14 protein-coding genes are annotated in these 17,033 nt (G+C 54.2%); 10 read left to right on the forward strand and 4 right to left on the reverse strand.

The genetic code is table 11. The annotated features are described in order from the left end of the window. Positions 1–32: 32 nt before the first annotated feature. A complete protein-coding gene (rph, locus tag ACLJQJ_RS19405; RefSeq protein ID WP_001247078.1) occupies positions 33–749 on the reverse strand; it encodes a ribonuclease PH in 717 nt (238 codons plus the stop codon). A 125-nt stretch (positions 750–874) separates the two neighbouring features. On the opposite strand from rph, the gene ACLJQJ_RS19410 reads away from it, so the two are divergent. Next, positions 875–1,738 (forward strand): YicC/YloC family endoribonuclease, encoded by an 864-nt coding sequence (locus ACLJQJ_RS19410; RefSeq protein WP_000621352.1) that lies wholly within the window; start codon positions 875–877, stop codon positions 1,736–1,738. A 49-nt stretch (positions 1,739–1,787) separates the two neighbouring features. On the opposite strand, the gene ACLJQJ_RS19415 is transcribed toward ACLJQJ_RS19410, so the two are convergent. Beyond that, positions 1,788–2,690 (reverse strand): LysR family transcriptional regulator, encoded by a 903-nt coding sequence (locus ACLJQJ_RS19415; RefSeq protein ID WP_001050866.1) that lies wholly within the window; start codon positions 2,688–2,690, stop codon positions 1,788–1,790. A 73-nt stretch (positions 2,691–2,763) separates the two neighbouring features. On the opposite strand from ACLJQJ_RS19415, the gene ACLJQJ_RS19420 reads away from it, so the two are divergent. Beyond that, on the forward strand, positions 2,764–3,645 hold the full coding sequence (locus ACLJQJ_RS19420) for an HARLDQ motif MBL-fold protein (RefSeq protein WP_063809481.1): 882 nt from the start codon (positions 2,764–2,766) through the stop codon (positions 3,643–3,645). A gap of 250 nt (positions 3,646–3,895) precedes the next feature. Beyond that, positions 3,896–4,513, forward strand: coding sequence for a trimeric intracellular cation channel family protein (locus tag ACLJQJ_RS19425; protein WP_000924334.1), 618 nt, complete (start codon positions 3,896–3,898; stop codon positions 4,511–4,513). Here the strand turns inward: ACLJQJ_RS19425 and ligB are convergent. Then, entirely contained in the window at positions 4,510–6,195 is a 1,686-nt protein-coding gene (gene ligB, locus ACLJQJ_RS19430; protein WP_063809482.1) for an NAD-dependent DNA ligase LigB, read from the reverse strand. The two genes, ACLJQJ_RS19425 and ligB, sit on opposite strands and share 4 nt — an antisense overlap. A gap of 256 nt (positions 6,196–6,451) precedes the next feature. Between ligB and gmk the strand changes: the two genes are divergently transcribed. The 5 genes from gmk to recG are packed head-to-tail and all read left to right on the forward strand — an operon-like array spanning position 6,452 to position 12,316. Then, positions 6,452–7,075: a guanylate kinase gene (gmk, locus tag ACLJQJ_RS19435; RefSeq protein WP_000046966.1), complete on the forward strand. Its 624-nt coding sequence runs from the start codon at positions 6,452–6,454 to the stop codon at positions 7,073–7,075. A gap of 54 nt (positions 7,076–7,129) precedes the next feature. Further along, the gene (gene rpoZ, locus ACLJQJ_RS19440; protein WP_000135058.1) at positions 7,130–7,405 is read left to right on the forward strand and encodes a DNA-directed RNA polymerase subunit omega; all 276 of its coding nucleotides are present in this window, start codon (positions 7,130–7,132) and stop codon (positions 7,403–7,405) included. Between the two features lie 18 nt (positions 7,406–7,423). Next, positions 7,424–9,535 (forward strand): bifunctional GTP diphosphokinase/guanosine-3',5'-bis pyrophosphate 3'-pyrophosphohydrolase, encoded by a 2,112-nt coding sequence (spoT, locus tag ACLJQJ_RS19445; protein ID WP_000280481.1) that lies wholly within the window; start codon positions 7,424–7,426, stop codon positions 9,533–9,535. Positions 9,536–9,539: 4 nt separating this feature from the next. Then, on the forward strand, positions 9,540–10,229 hold the full coding sequence (trmH, locus tag ACLJQJ_RS19450) for a tRNA (guanosine(18)-2'-O)-methyltransferase TrmH (RefSeq protein ID WP_001068436.1): 690 nt from the start codon (positions 9,540–9,542) through the stop codon (positions 10,227–10,229). 5 nt (positions 10,230–10,234) lie between these two features. Then, a complete protein-coding gene (gene recG, locus ACLJQJ_RS19455; RefSeq protein WP_000016748.1) occupies positions 10,235–12,316 on the forward strand; it encodes an ATP-dependent DNA helicase RecG in 2,082 nt (693 codons plus the stop codon). A gap of 35 nt (positions 12,317–12,351) precedes the next feature. Here recG and gltS read toward each other — a convergent pair whose 3' ends face one another. Continuing rightward, positions 12,352–13,557 carry a sodium/glutamate symporter gene (gene gltS / locus ACLJQJ_RS19460; protein WP_000462250.1) on the reverse strand — a complete coding sequence of 402 codons (1,206 nt, stop codon included), beginning with the start codon at positions 13,555–13,557 and terminating at the stop codon, positions 12,352–12,354. Positions 13,558–13,784: 227 nt separating this feature from the next. On the opposite strand from gltS, the gene xanP reads away from it, so the two are divergent. Next, positions 13,785–15,176 (forward strand): xanthine/proton symporter XanP, encoded by a 1,392-nt coding sequence (xanP, locus tag ACLJQJ_RS19465; RefSeq protein WP_063809483.1) that lies wholly within the window; start codon positions 13,785–13,787, stop codon positions 15,174–15,176. Positions 15,177–15,296: 120 nt separating this feature from the next. After that, positions 15,297–17,006 (forward strand): AsmA family protein, encoded by a 1,710-nt coding sequence (locus ACLJQJ_RS19470; protein ID WP_063809484.1) that lies wholly within the window; start codon positions 15,297–15,299, stop codon positions 17,004–17,006. The last annotated feature ends 27 nt before the right edge of the window (positions 17,007–17,033 follow it).

Here is a 17,033-nt window from a genome sequence, read left to right on the forward strand (position 1 = left end):
AAAAAAAAGGCGACTTTTCAGTCGCCTTAAAATCAATTTTCTAACGCCGCCTTCTGCGTCGCCACAATGGATTCAATTCCCCCTCGGGCCAGCGCCAACAAAGTGAGAAGTTCTTCATGGCTGAACGGCTCGCCTTCCGCGGTACCCTGAACTTCAATAATGCGGCCGTCTTCAGTCATCACGACGTTCATGTCGGTTTCTGCGGCGGAGTCTTCAACATATTCCAGATCGCAGATCGCTTCGCCGTTAACGATGCCTACGGAAACCGCCGCCACCATGCCTTTCATCGGATTGGTTTTCAGCTTACCGTTGGCAACCAATTTATTCAGCGCATCCGCCAACGCCACGCAGGCACCGGTAATAGACGCTGTACGCGTACCGCCATCGGCCTGGATTACATCGCAGTCCAGCGTAATGGTAAATTCGCCGAGCGTTTTCAGATCGACCGCCGCACGCAGCGCACGCGCGATCAAACGCTGAATTTCCATAGTACGGCCGCCCTGCTTACCCTTTGCCGCTTCGCGCGCGTTACGGGTATGGGTAGCGCGAGGCAACATGCCATACTCTGCGGTGATCCACCCCTGGCCTTGTCCTTTCAGAAAACGTGGGACACCTTCTTCAATGGAGGCGGTGCACAACACTTTGGTATCTCCAAATTCGACCAGTACCGAGCCTTCAGCGTGTTTTGTATAGTTACGGGTCAGGGTTACGGGACGCACCTGATTAGCGCTACGGCCTGCTGGACGCATATTGAGATCTCCGGCTTAAAACGAATGTGGCTGCGCATTATACGGACTTCCGATGGTTATTCCTATCCTGACAAGGCATGGATAGCTATAATCCCCTCATCTCTCCTTTAAAAACGGGAACATCTATGATCCGCAGTATGACCGCCTACGCCCGGCGTGAAATCAAGGGTGAATGGGGTAGCGCGACCTGGGAAATGCGCTCGGTAAACCAGCGTTATCTGGAAACTTACTTTCGTCTGCCGGAACAGTTCCGTAGTCTTGAACCCGTCGTGCGCGAACGCATTCGTACACGCCTGACGCGCGGCAAAGTCGAATGTATGCTGCGTTTTGAACCCGATGCCAGCGCGCAAGGCGAGCTTATTCTGAATGAAAAGCTCGCGAAACAATTAGTTAGCGCCGCAAACTGGGTCAAAATGCAGAGCGACGAAGGGGAAATCAATCCGGTTGATATTTTGCGCTGGCCAGGTGTCATGGCGGCGCAAGAGCAGGATCTGGACGCGATTGCCGCAGAAATTTTAGCCGCACTGGACGGTACGCTGGATGACTTTATCGTCGCGCGCGAAACGGAAGGCCAGGCGCTGAAAGCGCTGATTGAACAACGTCTGGAAGGCGTCAGCGCCGAAGTAGCGAAAGTCCGCGCGCATATGCCGGAAATCCTGCAATGGCAGCGTGAACGCCTGGTCGCGAAGCTGGAAGATGCTCAGGTTCAGTTGGAAAACAACCGTCTGGAGCAAGAGCTGGTGATGATGGCGCAACGCATTGATGTGGCGGAAGAGCTGGATCGTCTGGAAGCGCACGTCAAAGAGACTTACAACATTCTGAAGAAAAAAGAGGCGGTAGGTCGCCGTCTGGACTTCATGATGCAAGAATTTAACCGTGAGTCGAACACCCTGGCCTCCAAATCCATCAACGCTGATGTAACTAACTCCGCTATTGAATTAAAAGTGTTGATCGAGCAAATGCGCGAGCAAATCCAGAATATTGAATAATTCTGGCGCTCAATATGTCACAGAGCCCGCCTTATGCGGGCTCTCGCGTTTATCGGTAGTACGTTTTTAATTTCCGGCGAATAGCGTCGATAAGGCGCCGCTTCCACTCTACCGTTGAAGCCCGATACTGCATAAAAATAGCGCCTTCCGCCTGCTCCCCGGCAAGCGGCAGGACAAAAAGACCGCGCTTATCGGATAAATTTTCATACCAGGGGCGCGGTACAATCGCCATTAGCGGCGCCGACTGGACAGCAGGCGCCAGTTGACTGTAATCATGACAAACAAACGCCAGCGGACGTTCAAACCCGGCACGAGCCTGCTGCCTGTCCAGTTCGTTGTTCTCTTTTGTCCACGGCAAACAGTAAATGTGTTGATAATGCTGTAGATCAGCAAAATTCAACGCTGTGGCATTCTCCAGACGTGAACGCAATGGCGCGCCATAAACCGCGATCAAACGCGTAGTCCCCACCCGCTCGTAATGCAGAGCGCTGACCTGCTTTTGATGGTCGCCAATTGCCAGCACCAAATCAACCGAGCTATCCAACAGTTCATCACGCCAGGGTCGGCGGGCAAAAGGAAGGCACTCGATCACCGCCTGATGAAGATGACCTTTCTCTGCGAGAACGGGCGTAAGCAGCGCGTTCAATGCGGGAGGAAGTACCACCCGAAAACAACGGGAGCCGTTCTCTTTATCGCCAAATAGCTCCTCATTAAGCGAAACAAACACAGGCGCCAATTTGTCACGCAGCGCCTGCGCATAAGGCGTAGCAATCTGGCGGTTCCCTTCCCGTCGAAACAACGGATCGTTTAGCGCATCGCGCAATCTCATTAGCGCATGACTTACCGCAGAAGGCGACAAAGCCAGCTTTTGCGCCGTTTTCCCCGTAGAGCTCGTCTCCAGCAGCACATACAGTACTTTTAACAGGTTCATATCCATTTGCAGCAAGTTCATTAAACGTCTCTCTTATTGAACCTGGCTAAATTACTGCCAGGTATACTGCGGGCGCTTCAATCAGGAGAATATTATGAATCGCTATGCATTATTCTTTGTATGTATATTTTCAACATCAGCACTTCCTGCCATGGCGGCATTAGATCCTTCACAACCGTTATCACCCGCGCCTCCGTTATCACTGTTTAAAGCGTGGGCTAAGCCTATAAAGCCGTTTCAAATCACAGAAGGCGTGTGGTATGTCGGCACGAAAAATCTCTCTTCTATTCTGCTGACCACTCCGGCAGGGCATATTCTTATTGATGCGGGGTTGGATGAAAGCGCACCGCAAATTAAAGCGAATATTGAAGCGGCAGGATTCCGCCTCACAGACGTGCGCTATCTGTTGAATAGCCATGCGCGGCTGGATCAAGCGGGGGGCATGGCACGTTTGAAAGCGTGGAGCGGCGCACAATTGGTCGCCAGCCAACCCAACGCCGATCAGATGGCGAGGGGTGGACGAGAGGATTTTGCGCTTGGCGATGCGCTCCCCTTCCCGCCCGTCACCACTGATAAAATTATCCACAACCAGGAAAGCATCAGCTTCGGAGGGATAACCGTGACAGCACTATTCACGCCTGGACATCTGCCCGGCTCAACTTCCTGGCGCGTAACGCTTCGCAACGGCAAGACGCTAATTTACGCAGATAGTCTCGCCACGCCCGACTATCTGCTGATTAACAACAAAAATTACCCTGACCTGGTTACTGATATTCAGAGTAGCTTTAAGACACTGGCCGCCCAGCATGTTGATATCTTTATTGCCAACAAAGGTGACCGCTTCGGGCTACTGGAGAAACGACAGCAACTTCGCAACGGCGATACACAGGCTTTCTTTGATTCCAATGGCTTGCAACAGTATGTGGAACGCTCGCGCCAGCGCTTCATCACACAACTTACCGCACAGCAGCCATAATGAAATGATTCACCGGCGGCGCGTCCAGGGCGCCGTTCTTTTAAATTATCTAAGTCAAAACAGAAAAACCTCGCATACAATAAACCACAAAAATGATGTTCAATTTATTGATATTTATAATAAATAATTATTAATCATAAATTTAAAATCATTACTAAAATTTATTAATCGTGTAATGCCTTAGAAAATCTCAATCGTGATACAGCGCACAAATCGTTAATCTTCGCCCCCAGTAAATTAGGGGGAAATCATGCTGTTGCACGTTCTTTATTTAATTGGCATCACTGCCGAGGCCATGACGGGCGCACTCGCTGCGGGTCGTCGTCGCATGGATACATTCGGCGTAATTATTATTGCTACCGCCACCGCCATTGGTGGAGGCTCGGTTCGCGACATTCTGCTCGGTCACTATCCGCTGGGTTGGGTGAAGCATCCCGAATATGTCATTATTGTGGCGACTGCCGCTGTATTGACCACCATTGTTGCCCCCGTCATGCCCTATTTACGCAAGCTTTTCCTGGTACTTGACGCGCTGGGGTTGGTGGTTTTCTCTATTATTGGCGCTCAGATAGCCCTTGATATGGGCGAAGGGCCAATTATCGCCGTGGTGGCCGCCGTCACTACCGGCGTCTTTGGCGGCGTGCTCCGCGATATGTTCTGCAAACGCATTCCACTGGTGTTTCAAAAAGAGCTATATGCCGGCATTTCGTTCGCCTCGGCGGTGCTCTATATTGCGCTGCAACATTACGTCATGAATCCGGATGTCGTCGTTATCTCTACGCTACTGTTTGGCTTTACAGCAAGGTTATTAGCGCTACGTCTTAAACTTGGCCTGCCGGTATTTTATTACCGCCATGAAGGGCACTAAGACCCAAATCCTGGAATATGCTGAGCAGCCAGCCATCTGCTCAGCGTTTTGATCTGCGGATTATCCCGCCAGTCGATAACTCTCCCGGCACGGCGCTCGCCCGTCGCTGGCAACTGCCGCCAGTGTTGCTCTGTTCGCATTAATAACTGCTCCCATGAGCGATCGCCGCTGGCCTGTAATGCGGCCTGCGTTAAGGGGATATCCATCGCCATGATCCAGCGGGTAAACGGCTGCCGGCGCGCCAGGTTAAATTGCCGCCATATCTGCTCGCTTTTTCCTTTAGCAAAGCCTGGCGTGTTGGCTATTTGCGCTGACGTCAGGGCAAGCCAGGAGAAGATATGCTCAAAGCGATGCGTCTGATGCAAGGCCCGCCAGCTGGCTTCGCCCATTCCGTCCAGACCCAACGCCGACCGTGACCCCAGCCATACCAGCCTGGAGATAAACTGTTCCTGACACGTTGCCGACGCGTAAAAGCAGGTCAGCGAGTTGAAATGGCTATCAGGCGGTACAGGTTTACTCCGCTCACGACTCCGCCAGACGACCTCATCAAGCCGGGGAATGCCTTGCCCCGCCAGACTCACCAGGATCTGATCGCCCGGCGCGATATCCCACGCTTCCCAACGTTTCACAGAGCCGATATTGACCCGCTGAACCCGCTTATCATCCAATATAACGGGGACAAGCGACGCTACTACGGTAATTTTGCCGCTTTTCCCCACCGAGAACTGAATAGCGCTCACTTGCGCGACCTGCGCTACTGGCGGATATTTCCATGCTGCCAGCCAGTCGCCCTGCCCGGGTCGCCAGTATTGTGACGCGGGTTCTTTAGCCATGCGTATCACTACGCCATCCGTCACAAAGGGTAACGCTGACGTCAGCCATGACTGGCGCGCCCGCTCGACCTCGCTGGCATCTTTTACCACCAGGGAATATTTCTTCGTCAGACTGAATCCAGCCTTAGCAAGTTGGCTTAATCTTTCGGGCATATTTGCCGGACCGTCCGGCCACGCCCAAATAAAAATACCCAACGAATTTAGCGTGGAGGCGTTATCCTGGCGCATTAACATTCCTGCGACTTTCGAGCGCGCATTCATCCCGCCCATCCGTTGCTGGATATGCCCCTCGCGCTGTAGAAAGATTTCGCCCTGCAACACCGCGTTAGCAAGCGCGCCTTGTGTTGTCTGCGGTATAGAGGGGATCAGGCGAATTTTTGGCGTCCAGTCCTCGCCTTGTAGTCCGTTACCCCGGCTGATAGCCCTGGTCAGTTTACCGTTTTGATAAACCAGCGTTACCGCTACGCCATCCACTTTTGGCTGTACCCAAAGCTCGCTGCGCCCGCGCATCCACTGTTCTACCGCCTGTCGGTCCGCGAGTTTACGTACGCCCGTGTGCGCAACAGGGTGCATTGTTGTACCGTTTAACGGCGGTGAAACCGGAGTAGATGAAACATCCTGACCAACACAGCGTTGCCACTGAACCAGTCTTGCGCTGAGTTGGTCGTACACACTATCGTCAACCGCGCTAACCCCTTGTTTCCAGTAGATGTCATTCCAGTCAGCGAGCTGTTGCTGTAAACGGGCGATTTCTTCAGCGGCCCTTGCTGGCGGCCAGGCCGGGCAAAGCGCCCCACTCTGCGAATGCCACAATAAAATTCCCCACGCCATACTTTTCCATAATCTCATCACGACCTCCTGCGCACATTGCCCGGCAGGTATAGCGCTTTAGTGAATAAAAACCGACAGGTAAAAATGCATCATCCGAGCCGCTTTCCAGATTTTTTGGTGGGTTGCTGCAACGACGCGATAAAAGCGGAAAAAGGGACGCAAAATGCAATAATCTGGCGCAAAAAGTGTGACAAAGACTACGTCGCATAACGGCGATGTGTATAATAAGCCCGTATCAAGGCTCTATTTCGATAATCACAGACGTAAGATACTCATGGCTCAAGGTACGCTTTATATTGTTTCTGCCCCCAGTGGCGCGGGTAAATCCAGCCTGATTCAGGCTTTATTAAAAACCCAACCGTTGTATGACACTCAGGTTTCCGTTTCACATACCACGCGCGCGCCGCGTCCGGGTGAAGTGCACGGTGAGCACTATTTCTTTGTAAATCATGATGAGTTTAAAACCATGATTGGCAGGGAGGCGTTTCTGGAGCACGCGGAAGTGTTTGGCAATTACTACGGCACTTCGCGCGAAACCATTGAGCAAGTGCTGGCAACCGGCGTTGATGTTTTTCTGGATATCGACTGGCAGGGCGCCCAGCAAATTCGCGAAAAGATGCCGCAAGCACGCAGCATTTTTATTTTGCCGCCATCAAAGATCGAATTGGATCGCCGTTTACGCGGCCGCGGGCAAGATAGCGAAGAAGTCATTGCCAAACGAATGGCGCAAGCGGTTGCAGAAATGAGCCATTACGCCGAATATGATTATCTTATTGTGAATGACGACTTTGATACCGCGTTAAGCGACTTGAAAACCATCATTCGCGCTGAACGTCTGCGTATGAGCCGCCAAAAGCAGCGTCATGACGCTTTAATCAGCAAATTGTTGGCAGACTGAACCCACTTTCAGTATCATGCCCAGTCATTTCTTCACCTGTGGAGCATTTTAAGTATGGCACGCGTAACTGTTCAGGACGCTGTAGAGAAAATTGGTAACCGTTTTGACCTGGTACTGGTCGCCGCGCGTCGCGCTCGTCAGATGCAGGTAGGCGGAAAGGATCCGCTGGTACCGGAAGAAAACGATAAAACTACCGTTATCGCGCTGCGCGAAATCGAAGAAGGTCTGATTAACAACCAGATCCTTGACGTCCGCGAGCGCCAGGAACAGCAAGAGCAGGAAGCCGCTGAATTACAAGCCGTTACCGCTATTGCTGAAGGTCGTCGTTAATCACAAAGCGGGTCGCCCTTGTATCTGTTTGAAAGCCTGAATCAACTGATTCAAACCTACCTGCCGGAAGACCAGATTAAGCGTCTTCGGCAGGCGTATCTCGTTGCACGTGACGCTCACGAGGGCCAGACACGTTCAAGCGGTGAACCCTATATCACGCACCCGGTAGCGGTGGCCTGTATTCTGGCCGAGATGAAACTCGACTACGAAACGTTGATGGCCGCTCTGCTGCATGACGTGATTGAAGATACCCCCGCCACCTATCAGGACATGGAACAGCTTTTCGGTAAAAGCGTTGCCGAGCTGGTAGAGGGGGTGTCTAAGCTTGATAAGCTCAAGTTCCGCGATAAGAAAGAGGCGCAGGCCGAAAACTTTCGCAAAATGATTATGGCGATGGTGCAGGATATCCGCGTCATTCTCATTAAGCTTGCTGACCGTACCCATAACATGCGCACGCTGGGCTCGTTACGCCCGGATAAACGTCGTCGTATTGCCCGTGAAACGCTGGAAATCTACAGTCCTCTGGCGCACCGTTTAGGTATTCATCACATCAAAACCGAGCTGGAAGAGCTGGGCTTTGAAGCGCTGTATCCCAATCGTTACCGCGTCATCAAAGAAGTGGTAAAAGCGGCGCGCGGCAACCGTAAAGAGATGATCCAAAAAATCCTCTCTGAAATCGAAGGACGTTTGCAAGAGGCGGGAATTCCGTGTCGCGTTAGCGGTCGCGAAAAACATCTTTACTCGATCTACTGCAAAATGGTGCTCAAAGAGCAGCGTTTTCACTCGATCATGGACATTTACGCTTTCCGCGTCATCGTTCATGATTCCGATACCTGCTATCGCGTACTCGGCCAGATGCACAGTCTCTATAAGCCGCGTCCGGGACGCGTGAAAGACTATATAGCCATTCCCAAAGCGAACGGCTATCAGTCTTTGCACACCTCGATGATCGGCCCGCACGGCGTTCCTGTTGAAGTCCAGATCCGTACCGAAGATATGGATCAGATGGCGGAAATGGGGGTCGCGGCGCACTGGGCGTATAAAGAACACGGTGAGACCAGCACCACGGCGCAGATCCGCGCCCAGCGCTGGATGCAGAGCCTGCTGGAGCTACAACAGAGCGCCGGTAGTTCGTTTGAATTTATCGAAAGCGTAAAATCCGATCTCTTCCCGGATGAGATTTACGTTTTCACCCCGGAAGGGCGCATTGTCGAACTGCCCGCTGGCGCTACGCCAGTGGATTTTGCCTATGCAGTGCATACTGACATCGGCCACGCCTGCGTCGGCGCGCGTGTCGACCGCCAGCCTTATCCGCTGTCGCAGCCGCTTAGCAGCGGTCAGACCGTCGAAATTATTACCGCGCCGGGCGCGCGTCCCAACGCCGCCTGGCTGAACTTTGTCGTCAGCTCTAAAGCGCGCGCTAAAATTCGTCAGTTGCTGAAAAACCTCAAACGTGATGACTCCGTAAGCCTGGGCCGTCGTCTGCTTAACCATGCTTTAGGCGGTAGTCGTAAGCTGGCGGAAATTCCGCAGGAAAATATTCAGCGCGAACTGGATCGTATGAAGCTGGCAACGCTTGACGATCTGCTGGCGGAAATCGGTCTCGGCAACGCGATGAGCGTAGTGGTCGCGAAAAATCTGCAGCAAGGCGAAGCCGTGGTGCCGACCGTTGCGCAATCGAATCACGGCCACCTGCCGATTAAAGGCGCGGATGGTGTGCTTATCACCTTTGCGAAGTGTTGTCGTCCGATCCCAGGCGACCCGATCATCGCTCACGTCAGCCCAGGTAAAGGACTGGTGATCCACCATGAATCCTGCCGTAATATCCGTGGATACCAGAAAGAGCCAGAGAAATTTATGGCGGTCGAATGGGACAAAGAGACGGAGCAGGAATTCATTACCGAAATCAAGGTGGAAATGTTTAACCATCAGGGCGCGCTGGCTAACCTGACGGCGGCGATTAATACCACCACCTCCAATATTCAAAGCCTGAATACTGAAGAGAAAGATGGTCGCGTCTATAGTACCTTTATTCGCCTTACCGCACGCGATCGCGTACATCTGGCGAATATCATGCGCAAAATCCGCGTGATGCCAGACGTTATTAAAGTCACCCGTAACCGAAACTAGCGCTATGAATCCAAAACGTTATGCGCGTATATGCGAAATGCTCGCCAGGCGTCAGCCTGATCTCACGGTCTGCATGGAGCAAGTCCACAAACCTCATAACGTTTCTGCAATCATTCGTACCGCAGATGCCGTTGGCGTCCATGAAGTCCATGCCATCTGGCCTGGTAGCCGGATGCGCACCATGGCTTCCGCGGCGGCGGGCAGCAACAGTTGGGTACAGGTGAAAACTCACCGTACCATTGGCGATGCGGTAGCCCATTTGAAAGGTCGGGGAATGCAGATTCTGGCAACCCATCTTTCTGATAAGGCCGTAGACTTTCGCGAGATTGATTACACGCGCCCGACCTGTATTCTGATGGGTCAGGAGAAAACCGGTATTACGCAGGAAGCATTAGACCTGGCGGATCGGGATATCATCATTCCGATGATCGGTATGGTACAGTCGCTGAACGTTTCCGTCGCCTCCGCGCTCATTCTTTATGAAGCCCAGCGCCAGCGTCAGAACGCGGGCATGTATCTGCGTGAAAATAGCATGTTGCCGGAAGATGAACAGCAGCGCCTGCTGTTTGAGGGTGGTTATCCGGTGCTGGCGAAAGTCGCTAAACGTAAAGGTCTGCCTTATCCTCGCGTCAATCAGCAGGGCGAAATCGACGCCGATGCTGACTGGTGGGCGACGATGCAGGCGGCAGGGTAATCACCATGTCAGGCCGCTTGTTAGACGCTGTTCCGCTCAATTCCCTGACAGGCGTCGGCGCAGCGCAAAGCAGTAAACTGGCGAAAATTGGCCTGCATACCGTGCAGGACCTCCTGCTCCACCTCCCTCTGCGTTACGAAGACCGTACCCATCTCTACCCTATTGGCGAACTGCTGCCTGGCATCTACGCCACCGTTGAAGGTGAAGTGCTGAACTGCAATATCACTTTCGGCGGTCGTCGGATGATGACCTGCCAGATTAGCGACGGTTCCGGCATTCTTACCATGCGCTTTTTCAATTTTAACGCGGCGATGAAAAACAGCCTGGCGACGGGGCGACGTGTGCTGGCCTACGGGGAAGCGAAGCGCGGCAAGTATGGCGCAGAGATGATCCATCCGGAATATCGCCTGCAGGGCGATCTCAGCACGCCGGAACTTCAGGAAACGCTCACCCCCGTCTATCCGACCACCGAGGGCGTGAAGCAAGCGACACTGCGCAAGCTTACCGATCAGGCGCTGGAGTTGCTCGACACCTGCGCCATTGCCGAACTACTGCCGCCGGAACTGGCGCAGGGTATGATGAGCCTGCCGGAGGCGCTACGTACCTTGCATCGCCCGCCGCCGACGCTCCAGCTCGCCGATTTAGAAACCGGCAAACACCCGGCGCAGCGGCGGCTTATTCTTGAAGAGCTACTGGCGCATAATCTCAGTATGCTGGCGCTTCGCGCAGGCGCGCAGCGCTACCACGCTCAGCCGCTAAGTACCAACAACATATTGAAAGACAAGCTGCTGGCGTCGTTGCCGTTTAAACCCACCAGCGCGCAGGCGCGGGTGGTGGCAGAGATAGAACGTGATATGGCGCTGGATGTACCGATGATGCGTCTGGTTCAGGGCGACGTCGGCTCAGGGAAAACGCTGGTTGCGGCGCTTGCCGCCTTGCGCGCTATTGCCCACGGTAAGCAGGTGGCGCTGATGGCGCCGACCGAATTGCTGGCTGAACAGCACGCAAATAATTTCCGCAACTGGTTCGAACCGTTGGGCGTTGAAGTGGGTTGGCTGGCAGGTAAGCAAAAAGGTAAAGCGCGTCAGGCGCAGCAAGAGGCTATTGCCAGCGGTCAGGTGCAGATGATTGTCGGCACCCACGCTATCTTTCAGGAACAGGTGCAGTTTAACGGGCTGGCGCTGGTCATTATCGATGAGCAGCACCGCTTTGGCGTCCACCAGCGTCTGGCGCTGTGGGAAAAAGGCCAGCAGCAGGGCTTTCATCCGCATCAGTTGATTATGACCGCAACGCCCATACCGCGCACCCTGGCGATGACTGCCTACGCCGATCTCGATACCTCGGTGATTGACGAGCTACCGCCGGGCCGTACCCCTGTCACTACCGTTGCGATTCCGGATACCCGTCGCCATGAAATCATTGATCGTGTGCGCAACGCCTGCACAACCGAAGGCCGTCAGGCCTACTGGGTCTGTACGCTGATTGAAGAGTCCGACCTGCTGGAAGCGCAGGCGGCGGAAGCCACCTGGGAGGAGCTCAAGCTGGCGTTACCGGAGTTGAATATTGGCCTGGTACACGGCCGCATGAAGCCCGCCGAAAAACAGGCGGTGATGCAGGCCTTTAAGCAGGGTGAACTGCATCTGCTGGTCGCCACTACGGTGATTGAGGTGGGGGTCGATGTTCCTAACGCTAGCCTGATGATTATTGAAAACCCGGAGCGACTGGGCCTGGCGCAGTTACACCAGCTCAGAGGGCGCGTTGGCCGTGGCGCGGTCGCGTCGCACTGCGTGCTGCTCTATAAATCGCCGTTGTCGAAAACGGCGCAGAAGCGTTTACAGGTATTGCGCGACAGCAACGACGGCTTTGTGATTGCACAAAAAGATTTAGAGATTCGCGGCCCGGGGGAATTACTGGGCACGCGCCAGACGGGTAACGCCGAATTTAAAGTAGCTGATTTGCTGCGCGATCAAGCCATGATCCCCGAAGTTCAGCGTATTGCCCGTCATATTCACGAACGTTATCCGCAGCAGGCACAAGCGCTGATTGAGCGCTGGATGCCGGAAACCGAACGTTATTCCAACGCCTAGTGAGCACGGCGGCTTTAATGCCGCCGTACAAACCCTTATTGCGCGAAAATCGGTAACATCAGGTACAGCTTGATCACCAACGCATTGACGATATCGATAAAGAACGCGCCGACCATCGGCACCACCAGGAACGCCATATGCGAGGGGCCAAAACGGTCGGTAATCGCCTGCATATTAGCAATGGCGGTCGGCGTTGCGCCAAGGCCAAAACCGCAGTGACCCGCCGCCAGCACCGCCGCATCATAGTTTTTCCCCATCATGCGCCAGGTGACGAAGATCGCGTACAGCGCCATGAAGATGGTCTGTACCACCAGAATCGCCAGCATCGGCAGCGCCAGCGACGCCAGTTCCCACAGCTTCAGGCTCATCAGCGCCATTGCCAGGAACAGTGACAAACTCACGTTCCCCAGCACCGAAACAGCACGCTCAAATACGCGATAAAAACCCACCAGCGCCAGGCCATTGCTGAGGATCACCCCAACAAATAGCACACAAACGAAGACCGGCAGTTCAAGCACCGTTCCCGCCAGTAGCTGCGCTACGATTTTGCCCACGGTCAGACAGATAGCAATCAGGGCGATAGTTTCGATTAGCACCAGAGAGGTGATCATACGACCCACATCCGGCTTTTCAAAGGCTGTCGGCACGGCCTGATCGTCAGGCATTCCATCCGGCGTGGTGGAGTGTTTCACCAGATAACGCGCTACCGGGCCGCCAATCAACCCGCCCAGCACCAGGCCAAAGGTTGCACATGCCATCGCAACTTCGGTGGCATTGGCAAAACCATAACGTTCGACAAACAGTTTACTCCACGCCGCGCCGGTACCGTGTCCGCCGGACAGCGTAATTGACCCGGCAATCAGCCCCATTAACGGGTCCAGCCCCAACAGACTCGCCATGCCGATACCGATGGCATTCTGCATCAGCAGTAATCCGACCACGACGACCAGGAAGACGCCAACAACGCGTCCCCCCTTGCGCAGGCTGGCAAGGTTAGCGTTAAGGCCGATCGTCGCGAAAAACGCCAGCATCAACGGATCGCGCAGGGTCATATCAAAGTTGACCTCCCAACCGACGCTTTTTTTCAGTACCAGCAGAGCAACCGCGACCAGTAACCCCCCTGCCACCGGCTCCGGAATCGTATATTTCTTCAGTAAGGAGACAGACTGGACCAGCTTGCGACCCAGTAGCAGCACCAGCGTGGCGGCGACAAGGGTCGATAAGGTATCGAGTTCAAACATTTAAAGCTCCTGTAGTGCGCTGTGACACGTGCGCACAAATCATTTCCTGAGTCAGTTTTTTAGCTCTTTGCGAGTCTTCGGCATGGATTTTAAGCAGAAAAAGGCAAAAAGTTATATAAAAAGGTGCATTTATCTTTTTTAAATATTAAGAATATTCGCTCGCAATCGTTTGCTTTTACCATCTGGTCAGATAAAATCACCGCTTTTCCACCACGAGAATGTCCCTGATGTCCGTTAACGCCATCGAGCCGGCAGATGCGCAACCGGTTGCGCAGACGCAAAACAGCGAATTAATTTACCGTCTTGAAGATCGCCCGCCGCTCCCTCAAACCCTTTTTGCCGCTTGTCAGCATCTGCTGGCCATGTTTGTCGCGGTAATCACGCCAGCGCTGTTAATCTGCCAGGCGTTGGGTTTACCGGCGCAGGATACGCAGCACATTATCAGCATGTCGCTGTTCGCCTCCGGCGTAGCCTCTATTATTCAAATCAAAGCGTGGGGGCCGGTAGGATCGGGGCTGTTATCCATCCAGGGAACCAGTTTTAACTTTGTCGCCCCGCTGATTATGGGCGGTACCGCGCTGAAAACCGGCGGCGCGGACGTCCCGACGATGATGGCGGCGCTGTTCGGCACGCTGATGCTGGCAAGCTGCACCGAGATGGTGCTTTCTCGCATTCTACATCTGGCGCGCCGGATTATCACGCCGTTAGTCTCCGGCGTCGTGGTGATGATTATTGGCCTGTCGCTGATTCAGGTGGGGCTAACTTCCATCGGCGGCGGCTATGCCGCCATGAGCGACAACACCTTTGGCGCACCGAAAAACCTGTTACTGGCCGGCGTCGTCCTGGCCATTATCATCCTGCTGAATCGGCAACGTAATCCCTACCTGCGCGTGGCTTCTTTGGTTATTGCCATGGCGGCAGGCTATCTTTTGGCCTGGTTTATGGGCATGTTGCCTGAGAATAACGCGCCGGTCTCGCAGGACATCCTGATGGTGCCGACCCCGCTGTATTATGGTCTGGGCATTGACTGGAACCTGTTACTGCCGTTGATGCTGGTCTTTATGATTACGTCGCTGGAGACCATCGGAGACATCACCGCCACCTCTGATGTCTCCGAGCAGCCGGTATCCGGCCCCTTGTACATGAAACGGCTAAAGGGCGGCGTACTGGCTAACGGCCTGAACTCATTTGTTTCAGCGGTATTTAATACGTTCCCGAATTCCTGTTTCGGTCAGAACAACGGCGTAATTCAGTTGACCGGCGTCGCCAGTCGCTATGTGGGATTTGTCGTCGCGCTGATGCTGATTGTGCTCGGCCTGTTCCCGGCGGTAAGCGGTTTTGTGCAGCATATCCCGGAACCGGTGCTCGGCGGCGCCACGTTGGTGATGTTCGGCACCATTGCCGCCTCCGGGGTGCGTATTGTCTCGCGTGAGCCGCTGAACCGCCGCGCGATTCTGATTATCGCCCTGTCGCTGGCCGTGGGTCTTGGCGTCTCGCAACAGCCGCAGATCCTGCAGTTCGCGCCGGAATGGGTGAAAAATCTGCTCTCATCCGGAATTGCCGCTGGCGGCATCACGGCTATCGTGCTGAACCTGATTCTCCCGCAGGAAAAACCGTAAAAACCCTGCGGCGGCGACACGATTCGCCGCTGCTGTAACGCTCTTTCACCATTCCTGTCTTGAGGATTGCACGCAAATCGTGCATAAATCCCCTATGTGCATTTCACGGGATGGAAGACCATGAAATTGATTGGGAGGTTGCTTCTCTACGTGCTGATCGCCTGTTTAGTGGTGATTTTCGGCTTTTATTTTCTGCTGCAAACGCGCTGGGGCGCAGATCATGTCAGCAACTGGGTATCAGAGAACAGCGGTTATCACCTCACATTCGACGTGATGGATCATCGTTTTTCCGCCCCATCCCATCTTTTACTGGAGAATGTGACCTTTGGTCGTGATGGTCAGCCTGCTACCCTGGTCGCGAAAACCGTAGATATCGGTCTGAGCATTCGCCAGTTAACCGCGCCGCTGCATGTCGACACGATTCTGTTACAGGACGGCACGCTGAATATTTCAGTGCAAACCGCCCCTTTCCCGTTTGAGGCCGACCGCCTGCAACTTCGCAATATGGCGCTCAATAGTCCCGGTAGCGAATGGCGGTTGAGCGCCCAGCGCGTTAACGGCGGCGTTATGCCCTGGCGCCCCGAAGCCGGTCGGGTATTGGGCAATAAAGCCCAGATCCAACTGAGCGCCGGTTCGCTGACGTTAAACGACGTTCCCGCCACGAATGTGCTTATTGAAGGCAGTATCGACCATAATCAGGTGATGTTAAACACCGTCGGCGCCGATATGGCGCGCGGAGCGTTAACCGGCGTCGCCCGGCGTAACGCTGACGGTAGTTGGGTCGTTGAAAATCTGCGGCTGAATGATATTCGGTTACAAAGCGATAAATCCCTGAGCGAGTTTTTCGCGCCGCTTACTACGGTTCCATCTTTGCAGATTGGTCGTCTTGAAGTGACGGACTCCAGCCTGCAAGGACCAGACTGGGCAGTCACCGATCTTGACCTGAGTTTGCGCAATCTGACTCTGCGCAAAGAAGACTGGCAAAGTCAGGAAGGTAAATTATCGATGAACGCCAGCGAGTTTATTTACGGCTCGCTGCACTTGCTCGATCCAATCCTGAACGCCGAATTTTCACCACAGGGCGTTGCGCTACGCCAGTTCACTACCCGCTGGGAAGGCGGTATGGTCAGAACTTCCGGCGCCTGGTTACGCGAAGGCAAAGCGCTTATTCTGGACGATACCGCTATCGCCGGGCTGGAGTATACGCTGCCGGAAAACTGGAAGCAGTTATGGATGAAGCCGCTGCCCGACTGGTTGAACAGCCTGACGCTGAAAAAATTCAGCGCCAGCCGCAATCTGGTGATTGATATCGACCCGGCCTTCCCGTGGCAAATCACCGCTCTGGACGGCTACGGCGCAAACCTGGAGCTGGTACAACATCATCAATGGGGCGTCTGGAGCGGCAATGCGACCCTCAACGCCACAGCGGCAACCTTTAACCGTGTGGACGTGCGCCGCCCGTCGCTGTCGTTGACGGCTAATGCCAGCACAGTCAACATCAGCGATCTGAGCGCGTTTACTGGAAAAGGGATACTGGAAGCCACTGCCAGCGTATCGCAACTGCCGCAGCGTCAGACGCAAATCAGCCTGAACGGACGCGGCGTACCAATGGATGTGCTACAGCAGTGGGGCTGGCCGGCATTACCGATTGCTGGCGATGGCAATATTCAGCTCACGGCCAGCGGCAATATTCAGGCCGATGCGCCGTTGAAACCGACGGTAAACGGGCAATTACACGCGGTCAACGCACAAAAGCAGCAGATAACGCAGACGATGCAAGCGGGCGTGGTGTCCGGCGGGGAAGTTACGTCAACGGAGCCAGCGCTGTAATTGAGGGCTTGCCCGGTGGCGGTGGCG

The organism is Salmonella sp. SAL04202 (assembly GCF_046550775.1).
Taxonomy (GTDB): Bacteria; Pseudomonadota; Gammaproteobacteria; order Enterobacterales; family Enterobacteriaceae; genus Salmonella; species Salmonella enterica.